This window comes from Prevotella communis (assembly GCF_022024175.1).
Lineage (GTDB): Bacteria > Bacteroidota > Bacteroidia > Bacteroidales > Bacteroidaceae > Prevotella > Prevotella communis.
Map to the genome: position 1 here is coordinate 339754 of NZ_CP091794.1, position 15572 is coordinate 355325.

Genomic DNA, 15572 nt, shown 5'->3' on the forward strand with positions numbered 1-15572 from the left:
TTCTTTCTTTTTGCTATTCGCTGACTTATTCGTACCTTTGCAGGCAGAATGAATGAGACATTAAAGGATTTTGAAATCATGGCGCCCGTGGGGAGCCGCGATTCTTTGGCTGCAGCCCTGAAGGCTGGAGCTGATTCGGTATATTTTGGCGTGGAGCAGTTGAACATGCGCTCGCATTCTGCCAACCACTTTACGATTGATGATTTACGTGAAATCGCTGCCACTTGTAATGAGGCTGGCGTGAAGACTTATCTCACCGTGAATACGATTATCTATGGTGAGGATATCGAGACGATGCATCAGATCGTGGATGCGGCCGTTGAGGCAAAGATATCTGCCGTCATTGCCTGCGATATCGCGGTGATGACCTACTGTCGTCAGAAGGGGATGGAGGTGCATCTTAGCACACAATTGAATATCTCTAATGTGGAAGCCCTGAAGTTCTATGCCCAGTTTGCTGATGTGGTGGTGCTGGCTCGCGAGCTTCGTATGGACCAGGTGGCAGAAATCTACCGTCAGATAGAAGAGCAGCATATCTGTGGTCCCAGTGGTGAACTGGTACGCATAGAGATGTTCTGTCACGGTGCGTTGTGCATGGCCGTGAGTGGTAAGTGCTATATGAGTCTTGACAATACAGGGCGTTCGGCTAACCGTGGTGCCTGTATGCAGATATGTCGCCGCTCGTACATCGTCACAGACAGGGAGACCGGTACCGAACTTGAGATAGACAATAAGTATATTATGAGTCCTAAGGACCTGAAAACCGTTCGTTTCATCGATAAGATGATGAAGAGCGGCGTGCGTGTCTTTAAGATAGAGGGCCGTGCCCGTGGTCCTGAATATGTGCTTACTGTGGTGCAATGCTATAAGGAGGCTATCCAGAGTGTGCTCGACGGCACTTTCACAGAGGAGAAGAAAGATGCCTGGGATGAGCGTCTGGCAACCGTCTTCAACCGTGGTTTCTGGGATGGTTACTACCAGGGACAGACGCTGGGTGAGTGGAACTCGAACTACGGTTCTAATGCTACGGAGCGCAAGAAGTATATTGGCAAGGGCGTGAAATATTTTTCAAAACTGGGCGTGGCTGAGTTTGCTGTAGAGGCTGGCACCTTCAGCGTGGGTGACAAAATGCTTATCACTGGTCCTACGACGGGAGCGCTTTACGTCACCGTTGATGAGATTCATGATGATACCAGCAGTGTGCAGACAGCCCAACAGGGCACACGTGTCAGCATCAAGGTGCCCGAGAAGGTGCGCCCAAGCGATAAACTATTTAAGATAATAAAGAACAATGACAATTAACGAACGACAAGACGAGGTTATAGAGGAATTCCAGGGGTTTGATGACTGGATGGATAAGTATCAGTTACTTATCGATCTGGGCAATGAACAGGCGCCTCTTGATGAGAAATATAAAGTGGAGAGCAACCTGATTGACGGTTGTCAGAGCCGAGTATGGCTGCAGGCCGACTATGAGGACGGAAAAATTCATTTTCAGGCAGAGAGTGATGCTCTTATCGTGAAGGGTATTGTGGCACTGCTTATCCGCGTGCTCAATGATTCGACACCTCAGGAGATTCTGGATGCCGACCTCTATTTTATTGAGCAGATTGGCTTGAAGGAACATCTGTCGCCAACACGCAGCAATGGTCTGCTGGCCATGGTGAAACAGATACGCATGTATGCGCTGGCTTTCTCCCAGCGTTAAGATCACTCTTTGTAATTGTTGATGCGTTGTAAGTAGTAATTCCGGAAGTCATTCCAATGGTAATACGGGGCTACATCTGTCTGCAAGGGCAGGGTGGCCTCGTTTTCGTTGAGCAGTACCTTGATAAGCACGTCTTTGTCGGCAGGGTTCTTGCGATAGAATACAATCTGCAGGTTGCCGGCCATCGGAATCATATGGTAGTCAACCCACCCCCGCCGTTCTAACTGTTCCAAATCGGTTGTGTTAAGGTCATAGCCATTGACGCCCAGCAGACAGATTAATGGCAGGAGGGCGGTGTCGTGACCATAACGCAGGTTGGCACCAGGATGAGCTAATTGGATGCAGCTGTCTGCACGCTCTATGATATTGCTGAGCAGGAAACGCTGGGAGTATGGCATTTTTCCACCGTTGGTAGGGCAGAAACTCCAGCCAAGATACCATTCTGTGTTCTTTTTCTTCCAGTTCAGGTAGAGTTCTTCTTCTGTAAATATGTCGTAGAGTGTCAGCTTGTTGCTGATATCCGTATCTTGTAAGTCAGAAGCCAGTTGAAACAGGTTGCCTACAATGCGCTCCTTGTTGACGTGCTTGCTAATGAAAGCTGTGTCTGAGAAAAGGGATGTGATAAGTCTGTCTGCCGTAGGGTATTTCTGGCAGAAGGCATCATAATAGGCCTTGTTCTCCTCAGACAGGGACCTGGCCGTAAGTACCGTGTCAATATGAAACAAGTGGTGCATATCACGCAGGCTGGCATCCTGGTTGATGACGAGGTTAGGACGCATCGCCTTCAGTTGTGCCATTGCGTTACACATAGACAGGATGCTGCGTATGGATGTGGTGCTTCTGGCTGTGATGGTTACCTTACCATTAAAGACCTCTGGAAAGCGCTCTACCATGCGACGCATGATATCCATATGTTGCCGGGCACCAATTGCTGTCAGTTCGCCCATACGCTCATGGGCATCGGCTTCTATCATCATGATGCGCTTCATGACGTCGATACCTAATGGCGTCAGAGCTTTCTGCTCTTCTGCCTGCGCCATGATCTGCAGCAGGTTCTGGAATACCTCTGGCTTGGTGATGTTGCGCGAGCCGTGGCGACCATAGTGGCTGATGTAGAAAGGTTTCTTGCCCTTTGGTGCTGGTGTCAGTTTATGCTGTTTTGGCCCAGGATAGTTCAGAAAGGAACCACCTGAAAACCTGAAGTCGTTTTTGATATCCTGCTTAGGTGTCTGCGCTGTCATCATCATGCTCAGACAGGCTATCCATAGTATAGAAATAATACGTTTCATAGAATTCATGTCAAAATCGTGCGCCAAAGTTACAAAAAGATTCTGATAGAAGAGCGATATTTCAGATTTTTTTGTAATTTTGCGACAAAATATATGAGGACATGGCAAAGAGTACTGTTTGGCAAGATGACTATTGGCTGATGCTGATGCAGATTTATCTGCACAAGCCTGTTGGTGTGAAGCCACTGTATAGTCGTGAGATGATTGATTTGAGCGTGGAGTTGCACATCGCTCCGCAGATATTACGCTCGCGTATGCAACAGATAGCTACGCTTGAGACACCTCGTATAGAGCGTATATGGCGTACTTATGCGGATAATCCCCGGAAACTGGCACGTGCTGTGAAACTGTTGCGCGAGATGAAGGGCTTTGGCTCTGCCGGCGACTTCTTCCAGGGTGTAGAGGTGCAGGAGACCTTCGAGAAGGATTTCCGTCCGTTAGCAGAGGATGAACGTTTTACGCCTGTAATGCTCATCCTGATACTTGATCTTTATTTTTGCCTGTCTACAATCACAATGGTTGAGGAGACACCGGAAGTACAGGAGTTGGCCAAACTGCTGAAGCTGAAATCATCTGATATCGTGATGGTACTCGATGTCTTCCAGACATGTGATCCATATCTGAATCGTGAGGCATCTGTCGATTCTGCCCTGTTGCTTCCGTGTCAGCAGATATGGCAGCGTTATGGTAATATGGAACCGCATGTGCTGGCAGCTTATGCGGAGGAGTTGAAAGAGTACTTTAGGAGTTAAGAGTTAAGAATTAAGAGTTAAGAGTTCTTGGCGGAGCCAAGCGGCGAAGCCGAGCGAAGAATTAAGGTTTAAGGTGGCACAAAGTCAGATACAGGAACAGAAACAGGAACAACGGTTGCAGCAGGCCGTATCGCAGCAGCAGTTGTTACAGTCGCATCTTATCGAATTGCCTATCCAGCAGTTTGCTGAGCGCATAGAGACTGAGATGCACGATAATCCTGCACTGGAGAGTGATTCGGAGAATCCCGATTTACAGGAATATCCTGACTATCCGGACAGTCCTGAGGCAACTGACGACTTTGATGTCCAGCGTGAGCGTGAGGAGCGCAGTGATGCTCTTGATGCCGCCTTGGAGAATATTGGACGCGACGATGAAGACCTGCCTGTCTATCATGGAGGACAGTCATCGGTGGAAGAGCGCGAGGAGATGGTCTATGGACAGTCGGTATCTTTCTATGATGAGTTGCTGGAACAGGTGGGTGAAATGGAACTCTCTGATCAGGAACGTTATGTGATGGAATACCTTATCCGTTCCCTGGATGATGACGGTTTCCTCCGTACGCCTCTTGAGAATATAGCCGATGAACTGGCTATCTATCATAACATTGACTTGTCGACAGGGCAGTTGGAAACTGTGCTGAAGAAGTTACAGCGTTTGGATCCGCCAGGTATTGGTGCGCGTACATTACAGGAATGTCTGTTGCTACAAGTAAACCGCAGGGAGAAATCTGCGATAACTCTGTCGATGGAGAAGGTGCTGACCGACTATTTTGATGAGTTTACCAAGAAGCACTGGGAAAAGATTGCCCAGCAGATGACGATGGATGAGCTGCAGGCAGAGACAGTATTCCATGAATTACGAAGACTGAATCCGAAGCCTGGTGCGGCCATGGGCGAGACGATAGGACGCTCCATGCAGCAGATAACGCCCGATTTTGTGGTTGACACTCAGGATGATGGCACTGTGACCTTCTCACTGAATAATGGGGATGTGCCCCAGTTGCAAGTGTCACAATCGTTTGCTGACCTGCTCAAGGAGTATCAGTCTAACAAGGATGGCCTGAGTCGTCAGATGAAGGAAGCTCTCCTTTATACCAAACAGAAGGTTGATGCAGCTCAGAGTTTTATTGATGCAGTACAGGTTCGTCGTCGCACGTTGACCCTGACCATGAAGGCTATTATTCAATTGCAACACCGTTTCTTTGAGGAAGGTGACGAAGCCTTGCTGCGTCCAATGATACTGAAGGATGTGGCCGAGCGAACCGGGTTGGATCTGAGCACGGTATCGCGTGTGTCAAATTCCAAATACGTACAGACACGATGGGGTATCTTCCCCCTGAAATATTTCTTTAGTGACGGTTATGTCACAGAGAGTGGGGAAGAGTTGTCTACTCGCGAGATAAAAGCTACGTTGCGTGAGCTTATTGACGCAGAGGATAAGCGGAAACCCATGAGCGATGATGCTCTGAGTGAGGCATTAAAGGAGAAAGGTTATCCCATAGCCCGTCGTACGGTGGCAAAATATCGTGAGCAGTTGGGAATACCTATTGCAAGGTTGAGAAAGTGAAATAATCATGATAAGCAGAGAGAAAAGTATTATCTATACCGCCAGGGTCGTCAGTTTGATATTCACCCCGTTCTATTTGCCTCTTGTGGGTCTTGTCATCATGTTCCTGTTCAGCTACATGAACCTGCTTCCATGGGAGTATCGGCTGATGGTTTTGACACTGGTCTATTTCTTTACCATTTTATTGCCTACGTTTCTGATACATCTGTATCGACGGGTGCAGGGTTGGACACGCATGGAACTGGGCCATAAGCGTCGGCGTATCATACCTTATGTGTTGAGTATCGTGTGTTATCTGATGTGCCTGTATGTGTTGGAGTCGCTGCACATCTATCATTTCGTGTCGAGTATTGTTATTGGCGCGCTGGTCGTTCAGGTGATGTGTGCCTTTATTAATATATGGTGGAAGATATCAACCCATACAGCTGCTATCGGTGGCGTGGCTGGAGCCTTGTTTGTCTTTGCCGACATCTTTGGTTTCAATCCCGTATGGTGGTTTTGCCTGGTTTTTGCCGTGGCTGGTGTGCTGGGGTCTGCGCGTATGATTCTGCGTCAGCATAGTCTGTCGCAGGTCGTAGGCGGTTTTGGTGTCGGTTTCGTTTGCGCCACCCTCGGTATTATCTTTTTGTAAGTATTGAAAAATATCATTATATGAAACCTATTGTCAGTATTATCATGGGCAGTACCAGTGATCTGCCCGTTATGGAAAAAGCCTGCAAGCTGCTTGATGAGATGCAGGTACCGTTTGAAGTGAATGCCCTCTCGGCTCATCGTACGCCTGATGCTGTGGAAGAGTTTGCCCGTACGGCAAAGGACCGCGGCCTGAAGGTGATTATTGCTGGTGCTGGTATGGCAGCAGCCTTGCCTGGGGTGATTGCTGCCAGTACTACACTGCCTGTAATTGGTGTGCCTATCAAGGGTATGCTCGATGGTCTTGATGCCATGCTTTCTATCATCCAGATGCCCCCAGGCATCCCTGTAGCTACCGTGGGCGTGGATGGAGCACAGAATGCTGCCATCCTTGCTGTTGAGATGCTGGCTTTGAGTGATGAGGCTTTGGCGCAGCGTCTGAGTGACTATAAGAGTGGTCTGAAGACTAAGATTGAGAAGGCTAACAAGGAATTGGCTGAGGTGAAATATGAGTACAAGACGAATTAGTAGTGTGACCCACGTGGGTAAAGTTGCCATTGGTGGCGACAACCCCATCCGTGTCCAGTCAATGGCAACCACGGATACGAATGATACCGAGGGTAGTGTGGCCCAGGCGAAGCGTATCATTGATGCTGGTGGCGAACTGGTGCGTTTTACCACTCAGGGTATTCGTGAGGCTGAGAATATGAAGAATATCTCAGCACGTCTGAAGGCTGATGGTTATGATACTCCCCTCGTGGCTGACGTCCACTTTACAGCACATACGGCTGATGTGGCTGCACAGTATTGCGAGAAGGTACGTATCAATCCTGGTAACTATGTGGACCCAGGACGTACCTTTAAGCATCTGGAATATACCGATGAGGAGTATGCTGAGGAGCTGAAGAAGATCGATGCTAAGCTCGTACCTTTTATTAATATATGTAAGGAGCATCATACGGCTGTACGTATTGGTGTGAACCACGGTTCCCTGTCTGACCGTATCATGAGCCGCTATGGCGACACGCCCGAGGGTATCGTTGAGAGTTGTATGGAGTTCCTCCGTATCTTCCGTCGCGAGAACTTCAATGATGTGGTTATCAGTATCAAGGCTTCCAATACGGTGGTGATGGTAACAACGGTACGTCTCCTGGTGAAGACGATGGATGCGGAGGAGATGCATTATCCCTTGCACTTGGGAGTGACTGAAGCTGGTGAAGGCGAGGACGGGCGTGTTAAGTCGGCATTGGGTATCGGTGCTCTGCTCACGGAGGGTATTGGTGACACTATCCGCGTGTCGCTATCAGAGGAACCTGAGTGTGAGATTCCTGTGGCTCGCAAACTGGTGGAACTGATTCCGGAATGTACCCGCTTGCGTGCGGAGGCTGAGGCCAGTATCAAGAATGATACGATAACGCTCGATGTGGATGCTCCCGATTGGGAAACCTTGCAACTGAAGGCTGCGATGGCTGTGGGTGCCCTGCTCATTGATAGAAAAGCCACTAAACTGGTAATTACCAGTCCTGCCGGTTATACAAGTCCTGCACGTCTGGTTAGTCTTGCTGATGCTATCCTCCAGGCTGCTCGCATCAAGTTCACTAAGACGGAGTATATCTCATGTCCTGGTTGCGGACGCACACTCTACAACCTGCAGGAGACGATAGCGAAGATAAAGGCGGCTACCAGTCATCTGGTAGGTCTGAAAATTGGTATCATGGGATGTATCGTCAATGGTCCTGGTGAGATGGCTGATGCCGACTATGGTTATGTAGGTGCTGGTCGCGGAAAGATTAGTCTGTATAAAGGCAAACAGTGTGTTGAGAAGAATATCCCCGAAGAGGAGGCTGTTGACCACCTGTTGTCGCTTATCCAGAATGATAGGAAATGAGACGCTCAAGCATAAAAAAGCACCGCTGTCCCTTTGTGGAATAGCGGTGCTTTATTCTTTTGTTGAAGGTGATTCTTAATCCTCGTTGTTAGCGATGATAGCCGAACGCTTCTCCTTGATGCGGGCTGCCTTACCAGTGAGTTTGCGCAGGTAGTACAGCTTAGCGCGGCGAACCTTACCAACCTTGTTCACTTCAATGCTGTCGATATTGGGCGACTCAATGGGGAAGATACGCTCAACACCTACGGTGCCAGACATTTTGCGAACAGTGAAACGCTTCTTCTCACCATGACCTACGATCTTGATCACTACGCCACGATAGAGCTGAATACGCTCCTTGGTACCCTCGATAATTTTGTAAGCGACAGTAACAGTATCACCAGCCTTGAAGGTGGGATGCTGCTTGCCGGTTGCAAATGCTTCTTCAGCAACTTTAATTAAATCCATTTTTCTTTTGATAATTAAATTTGTTGTATCGTTCCTACGCAACATAACAGGCAACTCTCCTATCTTCCTGCCAGCGATTACGCGGAAAGCGGGTGCAAAGGTACGATAATTAATTGATAACTGATAGTTGATAATTGATAATTGTGACTTTAATTAACTTTTTTTAGGATAAAAGTGGGCGCGTAAGTCGCAGAGAATGAAGGATTTTTCATAATTTTGCACCAAATAAATCTAAGTATGAGAAAGTTTCTACTTTTTTTTGTTATAGTAACAACCATGTTGTTCTCGGCTTGTGCATCCCATTATCAGGTGACTGGCGTGAGCCTTACAAGGATTCTGGTCGATACCGTTTATGATGCTCATCCCGACGAGACTGCAGTTGCTTTCCTGGCTCCTTATAAGCATCAGGTGGATTCTGTGATGGGACCTGTAGTAGGAATAGCGGCTTGTGATATGGCGGCTAATCGTCCGGAGGGTAATCTGTCAAACCTGCTTCCTGATATCTTTGTCTATATGGCGAAATACTATCAGGAGACACCAGATTTCTCTGTGTATAACATGGGCGGTATTCGCGCTGCTCTGACCAAGGGTGAAGTGACCTATGGTGATGTGCTGGATGTGGCTCCTTTTGAGAATAAGATCTGCTTTCTGACCTTGACGGGTGAGAAGGTGATGGAACTGTTTTCTCAGATAGCGAAACGTGGTGGCGAAGGTGTGAGCAGGGGTGTACAATTGGTGATTACCCGTGAAGGTGAACTCGTGTCGGCTCGCCTGCATGGCAAGGAGATAGATCCCCAGGCCGACTATCGTATAGCTACCATTGATTATCTGATACAGGGTAATGATGGTATGCCGGCTCTTGCAAGTGGCTTTAATCTGAATACTCCTAAGGACAAGAAGAATAATGCCCGTTTTATAATCCGCGACTACTTTCATGAGATGCTGATGAAGGGAGAAACGGTAGATGCTAAGGTTGAGGGGCGTATCGTGGTAAGATGAAGTGGAATATGAAACATGCTACTGCAATGAAGTATATGAAAAATGTATTGATTATTATAGTGTTGATGCTGGCTACGGTTGCCGGTGCGAAAGAACCTAAGAAGATTACCGTGCTTCATACCAGTGACACACATTCGTGTATTCTGCCTCTAAAGAGTAATCTGGAAGATAAGCGGATAGCGGGTCGTGGCGGTTTTGTGCGTCGTATCTCGATGCTTCAGCAGGAGCGCCTACAGAATCCAGATTTGCTGCTCTTTGATTGTGGCGACTTCTCGCAAGGCTCCAGCTATTATACGATGTTTAAAGGTGATGTGGAAGTGGGGCTGATGAATCAGATGCACTATGATGCTGTGACCATCGGCAACCATGAGTTTGACTTCGGCCTGGATAATATGGCGCGTCTTTTCAAGATGGCTAATTTTCCTGTTGTCTGCTCAAACTATGATTTCGGTGACACAGAACTGAAAGATATCGTGAAGCCTTACCTGGTTCTGAAGCGTAAGGGTGTGAAGATTGGCGTCTTTGCCCTCTGTCCTGAGATGAAGGGACTTGTCTCTCCCAAAAACTACGAACCTCTCCGTTTCCTGGATCCTATAGAAGTAACGGAAAAGATGGTTCCTTTCTTGCGGAATAAAAAGAAATGTGACGTTGTCATCTGTCTGTCTCACTTAGGTTGGGAAATCTCTGACTATACAGACAACCAGGTTATCCAGAATACCTCTGGTATAGATCTGGTTCTGGGTGGCCATACACATACCTATATGGAACGGCTCTCTTATGTAAAGGACAAGTCTGGACACATGGTGCCTGTAGACCATGAAGGAAAGAGTGGGGTCTATGTGGGCAAGATAGAGATAACGTTAGACAAGTAGAAGCCATGCAGTTTTCTACCTTGCACCAATAAACAGTTCGCCCCGCATCCATTTGCTGATTACAGCTTATTTTTCTCATAGAGTTATTGGTTAAAGTAATATTAAATGAGGTTACAAAAACAGAGCTTCATCTTGACATTTTTGAACTCAATGCTGCTGAAAGAAAAGCGGGTGAGTCAACAATTTGACTCACCCGCTTATGGGTTTATGAAGCTAATAGGATATTAGCCCAAGCTGATAGCCTCTGAAGGACAAACGCTAGCGCAAGTACCACACTCTGTGCAAGCATCAGCATCGATTACATACTTATCTGCACCCTCTGAGATAGCCTCTACGGGGCACTCACCCTGACATGTACCGCAAGAGATACAATCGTCACCAATTACATATGCCATAATGATATAAATTTAAATTGTTAATAATTTATTGTGATGCAAAGGTAACAACTTTTTTCTGTCCTACCAACTTTTTGGTATTTATTTTTCTAATTTATACATTATCGAAATAGATTCCGATATAATATCCTGCGTAATTTGCCGTTATTATTCATAGTAGATGAAAAGATTCACCATAACAGTTGTAATGGTTCTTGTAGCATTGGTGTCGTCGGCACAGATGCGCAAGGTGCAGAACAAGCCTTATATAGACTTGCGACCACTCCATTTTGGTATTAGTCTGGGGCTGAATCTGATGGACGCAGAATTTACCAATGTGGGAACACAGGTTCTGGAGGAAGGCATGACTCGTACGATTGCCTGCGATGTGGATAATTGGAACCCTGGCTTTAGTGTCGGTGTAGTGGGGGATATGCGTCTCAGCGATAACTTTAACCTTCGCGTATCACCTACGATGCATTTTGGCTCACGTCGTCTTACATTCCTGGATTTTGATAACCTGAATGATGCCGGACTGCCTGTTCACAGCACTCAGGATTTGAAGAGTTCCTATATGGCCGTACCTGTTGACTTAAAGTTCTCTGCCCCCCGATTCAATAACTATCGTCCTTATGTGGTGGCTGGAGTGAGTCCTATTATCAATCTTGCAGGAAAGGATCAGGAATATGTACGACTGAAACGTTTCGACAGCATGATTAACGTCGGCATGGGTTGTGATTTCTATCTCCGGTTTTTTAAGTTGATACCCGAGATAAAGTTTTGCTATGGCCTGACAAATGCGCTGGGCAATAATCATGTCAATGACCTTGATGATGTGAATAAGCGGCCTTTTGCTACGAGTATCAACGATTGCCGTACGAAGATGTTCCTCTTTACATTATACTTCGAATAAAATAAATCCTCATACCCTATGCAGAGTATGAGGATTTATTTTGGTATTAACCTTCTTCTTTATTAGTTGGCAGCCTTAGCCAGGGCTTCTACCACCTTGCGGATTTCTGCATCCTCAGGCTGTAACTCCTGCAATTTCTTTGCATAGTCGTAGGCTATCTTGTGAGTCTTCTGCTTGACGTAGTAACGCATCAGGAAAGAGTAGGCATCGAAGAGACGGGCCTTGTCGGTGTCGTCGATGGTCTCGTGTGCGTTGATGAGCTCTGCCAGGCGTTCGAAATAGGGCTTTGCAAGACCCTTTGAGAGGTCACCGTCAATCTGGGCGTTGATACGTCCACGCTGCCACAGTGCATACTCCTCGGCATCAGCAAATTTCTCTGTAAGTGAAGCGTAGGTCTGATCGGCTGTCTTCAGGGCTTCTACCTTTGCTTCACCCTCGAGGGTACGTGCGTAGGCGTTCTGGAGAATACCCAGTCCAGCCCAGTCGGTAGCATCAGCATTGGCGTTAGCCTCCAGGAACTGCTTGTAGCTGTCAATAGCCTTGGGATAGTCCTTCATGCCCTTATAGGCATCAGAGATGCTCTTATAAAGGTCGGCGTGAAGTGTGTTGTCTTCAGCGGGCAGTGCCAGTGCCTCGTTGAACTTGGCAATAGCCTCCTCGAACTGGTTGTTGCCTGCGAGTGCATTACCATAGTTCTGGTAGTCGATATCCTTCAGTTTGACGCTATCCTTGTCAACTTTGGTGAACAGCACCTCAGCGTATTTGATGGCTTCGGGGAACTTCTTCATATCGTTATTATTCATCAGGGCAAAACGGTTCAGTGTACCGTTCAGGGGCTCTTTAGCCAGACCAGCTTCTACAACACGCTGTGACTCCTCGAACTTTCTGCCGAGCTGCAGGGCACGCGCATAGTTGATGTAGTCGATACGCTCCATCTTGTCGAGGGGCACCTTGCTATAAGCCTCGATGGCGGTGCTATAACGCTGTACGTTGTAGTTGATATTACCAATCAGGGCATCTACGGGGTAGTCAGGACGCTCGTTGCGAAGCTCTTCAAGTTTCTGGGTAGCACCCTCCGGAGAGATGCGGCTATACACGATAGCATACTTGCGGTAGGGCTCTGGATCCTTGGGATTGGCAAAGATAGCCTGCTCGTAGTTTGATGCAGCAGCACCACCATTATCCATCTTTGAAGCGATGTCGCCCAGCAGGATGTAAGCAGGAGCGAAACTGTATTTCTTAATGCTCAGTGCCTGATTGGCAAATACTGCAGCCTGAGCCGTGTCACCCTCCTCAAAGAGAGCACGACCAATGGCTACGAGATTGTCGGCATTCTTCTTGTTAGCCTTGATGAAGTTCTTCATCTGTTTCTCATAGTCGGCAGGCTTGTTCTTCACTAAGTTTCTTGCGGCCTCCACATCGGCAGGTGTGCCGTCCTGGGCCATTGTGCCAAGGCTGCATCCAAACAGCAGGGCACCCATCATAAAATATTTCATAGTTTTCATAATCATTCTCATTATAGTGTTATACTTCTGTTGTTTATTTGATGTTTCTTTTCCATGTTGGTTTAATCAGTCTATAACGACGTCACGTACGGAGTAGTCGGCACGGGCAGGGAACAGTCCTGCGTTGAAGAAGATGAGCTGACCAGGGTTAGGCAGCCAGCAGAAGTTTGAAAAAGCACGAGGCACACCTGTTGAGCGTGGGTCAATGCAGATGGCATAGAGCGTGCGGATGAAGGGGTAATAGGCGTAGGCGATGTTGTACTGGTCTGGTGTATAACTATTAGCCCGCGTAGCCTCTGCAGCCTTACTGACGCGCATCACCTTAATGGTGCGGTTATAAATCAGATTGGTGGTGTCACGTTGGTCGTTCAGCCAGATGCTGCCCACCACACCAATGGCATTCTCGTGGTTCTCCACATACTCTACCACTTCAGCACTGGTCATGACTGCTTTTACGTTACCGTCTGTCTTTACCTTCTTGTCTTTCATGATAGAGTCGACAACGAAACGCAGGGTGCCTGACTTTGGATTATCGAAAGCGACTTTTATCTTGCCTAGTTTAGAGTCGGGGTTCAGTTCTTTCCATGTAGTAATCTCTCCGGCCATAATCTTGCGGAAATTCTCCACTGTCATTAATGAGTCCGGATTGGCCTTGTTTACAATGAGTGCCAATGCATCATAGGCCAAGGGTATGCAGCGTGGCTTATATTGTTGTTCTTTGAGGAAATTTTCTTCTTTGGGGGTGAGCGCTCTGGTTGTAAAGACGAGCAGAATCTCACGGTTCATCAGTTTCTCTATTGCCTCCTGCTCATTGATATAGAGTGGGTAGATAGAGTCACGTTTATTCTTCATATTGAAGATGTCCAGTTCCTCGTCAATGACGGGACTCAGACTTTCATCGGCAGCAAAGTAGCGGGCTTGCTCCTTGTATGCATTATCAGAAGGCTTGTCCCCACAAGAGGGGAACAAGCCTATTGAGAGTGCCAATCCAATAATCAAATTGTTGAATTGAGTTCGTTTCATGTTAAAAATGTGCTTACTGCAAACGGAAGGTTACAGGGAGTGTGAACTTCACACGTACGGCAGAACCGTTCTGCTTACCAGGATTCCACTTCGGCATTGACTTCACAACGCGAACGGCTTCCTTGTCGAGTGAGGGGTCAACAGATTTGATAATCTTGACATCGGTGATAGAACCGTCGCGCTCAACCACGAATGTGGTAACAACACGGCCCTGAATACCGTTCTCCTCAGCAATAACGGGGTACTTGATGTGGCTGTTCAGGTAAGCCATCAGGGCAGCATCACCGCCTTTGAACTGAGGCATCTGTTCTACAACATCGAAGACCTTTGTTTCTTCTACCTTTGGTGGAACCTCGTCCACAACCTTCTCATTTACCTTCAGAACGTGCTCAGCCTCGTTGCTACCCTGATCGTAGTCGATAGCACCGATTGCAACATCACTCTGGGCAACCTCATCCTGTGTCTTGGTAACCTGCTCGGGAGCATCGTCTTCCATTTCATAGGCGGTAAACTTCTCAGAGTTCATCACAGTCTCCTCAGCAACGAGCTGTTCCAATTCTTCAAGTTCGTAAACGATCTCTTCATCGTCCTTATCTTCCTCCAGCTCTTCCTCAATTGCCTCAAGAGCAACTTCGGTTTCGTGCTCTGCCTGAGCAGCTGCGATAGCATTCTGTGCTACGTTAACACCCAGGAATGCGATAACGATAAAGGCAAGACCGCCAACCAATGCCAACATGGCATAAAGGTTACGTCTGCTGGTGTCCTGACGAATAGTATAAGCACCATATGCCTCGTTTTTACCTTCGAATACGAGGTCAATCCATTTTTGGTCTAACAGATCTATCTTTGACATAGTTCTTTCGTTTTAATGGGTTATTGGAGTTTAATACCATTCTCTTCCAGAATTGGCATATCTTTTTCGTTAACCTTATCGATTACGTACTTACCGATACAACAAATCTGCATTTCGTCCAGTATTGTTACCAGGTTGTCATAATTAGAATTGTCCAGAGGCTTGATATTCACGGCCAGCGTGGGTACCATGTTTGTCTCTTCGTAATTCCTCATGTCCTTGTCAACCTTATCATACCTGGCCTTGTTCAGCTGACCATTTTCAACAATATCCACGTGACCTTTCTTAATCATAATCAAAGCACGGTTGTAGATAGAGTCGTTAGTCTCCTGCTGAGACTTTGGCAGTGTGTTGAACCAAGTGTCAAGCTGCTTCTTGGCATCCATCAGCACCTTGGTAGGAGCGTGACGGTGGTTGCGCAGTACTTCACGGATACCTTCCTTACCCCATGTGGTCTCTTTCAGGTATTCGGGTTTACCGAAATCTTCCTTCTTGTCCACGATGTAGTAATAGAGCTTGTTGTCTGCAGCCAGATACAGTGTGATCGTGTTCTCTGTCTTTGACTTATCCTTATCCTCAGCGGTCATGTTATCATCCTTTGCAGGCATGGTAAGGTGCATGGCCTGAGGCTTCTGCAGTGAACCCACCAGCATGAAGAAGGTAATAAGAAGCATCATCATATCCACCATAGGCGTGAAGTCCACGCGGGTGGTCATTTTCTTCTGCTTGCTTTCTTTTTTCTTAGCCATATC

Annotated in this window: 17 protein-coding genes; 10 read left to right on the forward strand and 7 right to left on the reverse strand. The window is 47.2% G+C overall.

The features are described from left to right. Nucleotides 1-48 precede the first annotated feature (48 nt). Complete coding sequence (locus L6466_RS01280; RefSeq protein ID WP_091813671.1) at nucleotides 49-1302, forward strand: U32 family peptidase; 1254 nt, start codon at nucleotides 49-51, stop codon at nucleotides 1300-1302. Then, entirely contained in the window at nucleotides 1292-1708 is a 417-nt protein-coding gene (locus L6466_RS01285; protein ID WP_091813673.1) for a SufE family protein, read from the forward strand. Before L6466_RS01280 ends, L6466_RS01285 begins: the two co-directional genes overlap by 11 nt. 2 nt (nucleotides 1709-1710) lie before the next feature. On the opposite strand, the gene L6466_RS01290 is transcribed toward L6466_RS01285, so the two are convergent. After that, nucleotides 1711-2997: a histidine-type phosphatase gene (locus tag L6466_RS01290; RefSeq protein WP_176757042.1), complete on the reverse strand. Its 1287-nt coding sequence runs from the start codon at nucleotides 2995-2997 to the stop codon at nucleotides 1711-1713. Between the two features lie 101 nt (nucleotides 2998-3098). Here L6466_RS01290 and L6466_RS01295 point away from each other — a divergent pair, with 101 nt between their 5' ends. The 5 genes from L6466_RS01295 to ispG all read left to right on the forward strand — a co-directional run bounded on the left by L6466_RS01295 (nucleotide 3099) and on the right by ispG (nucleotide 7834). Next, complete coding sequence (locus L6466_RS01295; protein ID WP_091854777.1) at nucleotides 3099-3749, forward strand: hypothetical protein; 651 nt, start codon at nucleotides 3099-3101, stop codon at nucleotides 3747-3749. A 73-nt stretch (nucleotides 3750-3822) separates the two neighbouring features. Beyond that, the gene (gene rpoN, locus L6466_RS01300) at nucleotides 3823-5316 is read left to right on the forward strand and encodes an RNA polymerase factor sigma-54 (RefSeq protein ID WP_091854779.1); all 1494 of its coding nucleotides are present in this window, start codon (nucleotides 3823-3825) and stop codon (nucleotides 5314-5316) included. A 7-nt stretch (nucleotides 5317-5323) separates the two neighbouring features. Next, entirely contained in the window at nucleotides 5324-5947 is a 624-nt protein-coding gene (locus tag L6466_RS01305; RefSeq protein ID WP_237802302.1) for a phosphatase PAP2 family protein, read from the forward strand. 20 nt (nucleotides 5948-5967) lie between these two features. Next, on the forward strand, nucleotides 5968-6474 hold the full coding sequence (gene purE / locus L6466_RS01310) for a 5-(carboxyamino)imidazole ribonucleotide mutase (protein ID WP_237802301.1): 507 nt from the start codon (nucleotides 5968-5970) through the stop codon (nucleotides 6472-6474). Further along, nucleotides 6455-7834 (forward strand): (E)-4-hydroxy-3-methylbut-2-enyl-diphosphate synthase, encoded by a 1380-nt coding sequence (gene ispG / locus L6466_RS01315; RefSeq protein WP_237802300.1) that lies wholly within the window; start codon nucleotides 6455-6457, stop codon nucleotides 7832-7834. The genes purE and ispG overlap by 20 nt, the downstream gene beginning before the upstream one ends. A gap of 75 nt (nucleotides 7835-7909) precedes the next feature. On the opposite strand, the gene rplS is transcribed toward ispG, so the two are convergent. After that, entirely contained in the window at nucleotides 7910-8281 is a 372-nt protein-coding gene (gene rplS / locus L6466_RS01320) for a 50S ribosomal protein L19 (RefSeq protein WP_091813693.1), read from the reverse strand. A 237-nt stretch (nucleotides 8282-8518) separates the two neighbouring features. Here rplS and L6466_RS01325 point away from each other — a divergent pair, with 237 nt between their 5' ends. Further along, nucleotides 8519-9280, forward strand: a complete 762-nt coding sequence (locus tag L6466_RS01325) for a 5'-nucleotidase C-terminal domain-containing protein (protein WP_091813696.1) — start codon at nucleotides 8519-8521, stop codon at nucleotides 9278-9280. 35 nt (nucleotides 9281-9315) lie between these two features. Then, entirely contained in the window at nucleotides 9316-10152 is an 837-nt protein-coding gene (locus tag L6466_RS01330; protein ID WP_091814212.1) for a bifunctional metallophosphatase/5'-nucleotidase, read from the forward strand. Nucleotides 10153-10376: 224 nt separating this feature from the next. Here L6466_RS01330 and fdxA read toward each other — a convergent pair whose 3' ends face one another. Next, nucleotides 10377-10547, reverse strand: a complete 171-nt coding sequence (fdxA, locus tag L6466_RS01335) for a 4Fe-4S ferredoxin (protein ID WP_091813699.1) — start codon at nucleotides 10545-10547, stop codon at nucleotides 10377-10379. 160 nt (nucleotides 10548-10707) lie between these two features. Between fdxA and porT the strand changes: the two genes are divergently transcribed. Further along, nucleotides 10708-11439 (forward strand): type IX secretion/gliding motility protein PorT/SprT, encoded by a 732-nt coding sequence (gene porT, locus L6466_RS01340; RefSeq protein ID WP_237802299.1) that lies wholly within the window; start codon nucleotides 10708-10710, stop codon nucleotides 11437-11439. A 62-nt stretch (nucleotides 11440-11501) separates the two neighbouring features. On the opposite strand, the gene L6466_RS01345 is transcribed toward porT, so the two are convergent. From L6466_RS01345 to L6466_RS01360, 4 genes are all read right to left on the reverse strand, one after another. Further along, nucleotides 11502-12935, reverse strand: coding sequence for a tetratricopeptide repeat protein (locus L6466_RS01345; protein WP_237802298.1), 1434 nt, complete (start codon nucleotides 12933-12935; stop codon nucleotides 11502-11504). A gap of 75 nt (nucleotides 12936-13010) precedes the next feature. Continuing rightward, nucleotides 13011-13967, reverse strand: coding sequence for a PstS family phosphate ABC transporter substrate-binding protein (locus tag L6466_RS01350; RefSeq protein WP_237802297.1), 957 nt, complete (start codon nucleotides 13965-13967; stop codon nucleotides 13011-13013). A gap of 13 nt (nucleotides 13968-13980) precedes the next feature. Then, nucleotides 13981-14820 (reverse strand): energy transducer TonB, encoded by an 840-nt coding sequence (locus L6466_RS01355; protein WP_091813708.1) that lies wholly within the window; start codon nucleotides 14818-14820, stop codon nucleotides 13981-13983. Nucleotides 14821-14840: 20 nt separating this feature from the next. Further along, nucleotides 14841-15569, reverse strand: a complete 729-nt coding sequence (locus tag L6466_RS01360) for an ExbD/TolR family protein (protein WP_091813711.1) — start codon at nucleotides 15567-15569, stop codon at nucleotides 14841-14843. Between the last annotated feature and the right edge of the window lie 3 nt (nucleotides 15570-15572).

Bases quoted from the DNA above. Each gene is read 5' to 3' on its own strand.
- L6466_RS01280 (WP_091813671.1), top strand. From the start codon at position 49: ATGAATGAGACATTAAAGGATTTTGAAATCATGGCGCCCGTGGGGAGC.
- L6466_RS01285 (WP_091813673.1), top strand. From the start codon at position 1,292: ATGACAATTAACGAACGACAAGACGAGGTTATAGAGGAATTCCAGGGG.
- L6466_RS01290 (WP_176757042.1), bottom strand. From the start codon at position 2,997: ATGAAACGTATTATTTCTATACTATGGATAGCCTGTCTGAGCATGATG.
- L6466_RS01295 (WP_091854777.1), top strand. From the start codon at position 3,099: ATGGCAAAGAGTACTGTTTGGCAAGATGACTATTGGCTGATGCTGATG.
- L6466_RS01305 (WP_237802302.1), top strand. From the start codon at position 5,324: ATGATAAGCAGAGAGAAAAGTATTATCTATACCGCCAGGGTCGTCAGT.
- purE (WP_237802301.1), top strand. From the start codon at position 5,968: ATGAAACCTATTGTCAGTATTATCATGGGCAGTACCAGTGATCTGCCC.
- ispG (WP_237802300.1), top strand. From the start codon at position 6,455: ATGAGTACAAGACGAATTAGTAGTGTGACCCACGTGGGTAAAGTTGCC.
- rplS (WP_091813693.1), bottom strand. From the start codon at position 8,281: ATGGATTTAATTAAAGTTGCTGAAGAAGCATTTGCAACCGGCAAGCAG.
- L6466_RS01325 (WP_091813696.1), top strand. From the start codon at position 8,519: ATGAGAAAGTTTCTACTTTTTTTTGTTATAGTAACAACCATGTTGTTC.
- L6466_RS01330 (WP_091814212.1), top strand. From the start codon at position 9,316: ATGAAAAATGTATTGATTATTATAGTGTTGATGCTGGCTACGGTTGCC.
- fdxA (WP_091813699.1), bottom strand. From the start codon at position 10,547: ATGGCATATGTAATTGGTGACGATTGTATCTCTTGCGGTACATGTCAG.
- porT (WP_237802299.1), top strand. From the start codon at position 10,708: ATGAAAAGATTCACCATAACAGTTGTAATGGTTCTTGTAGCATTGGTG.
- L6466_RS01345 (WP_237802298.1), bottom strand. From the start codon at position 12,935: ATGAAATATTTTATGATGGGTGCCCTGCTGTTTGGATGCAGCCTTGGC.
- L6466_RS01350 (WP_237802297.1), bottom strand. From the start codon at position 13,967: ATGAAACGAACTCAATTCAACAATTTGATTATTGGATTGGCACTCTCA.
- L6466_RS01355 (WP_091813708.1), bottom strand. From the start codon at position 14,820: ATGTCAAAGATAGATCTGTTAGACCAAAAATGGATTGACCTCGTATTC.
- L6466_RS01360 (WP_091813711.1), bottom strand. From the start codon at position 15,569: ATGGCTAAGAAAAAAGAAAGCAAGCAGAAGAAAATGACCACCCGCGTG.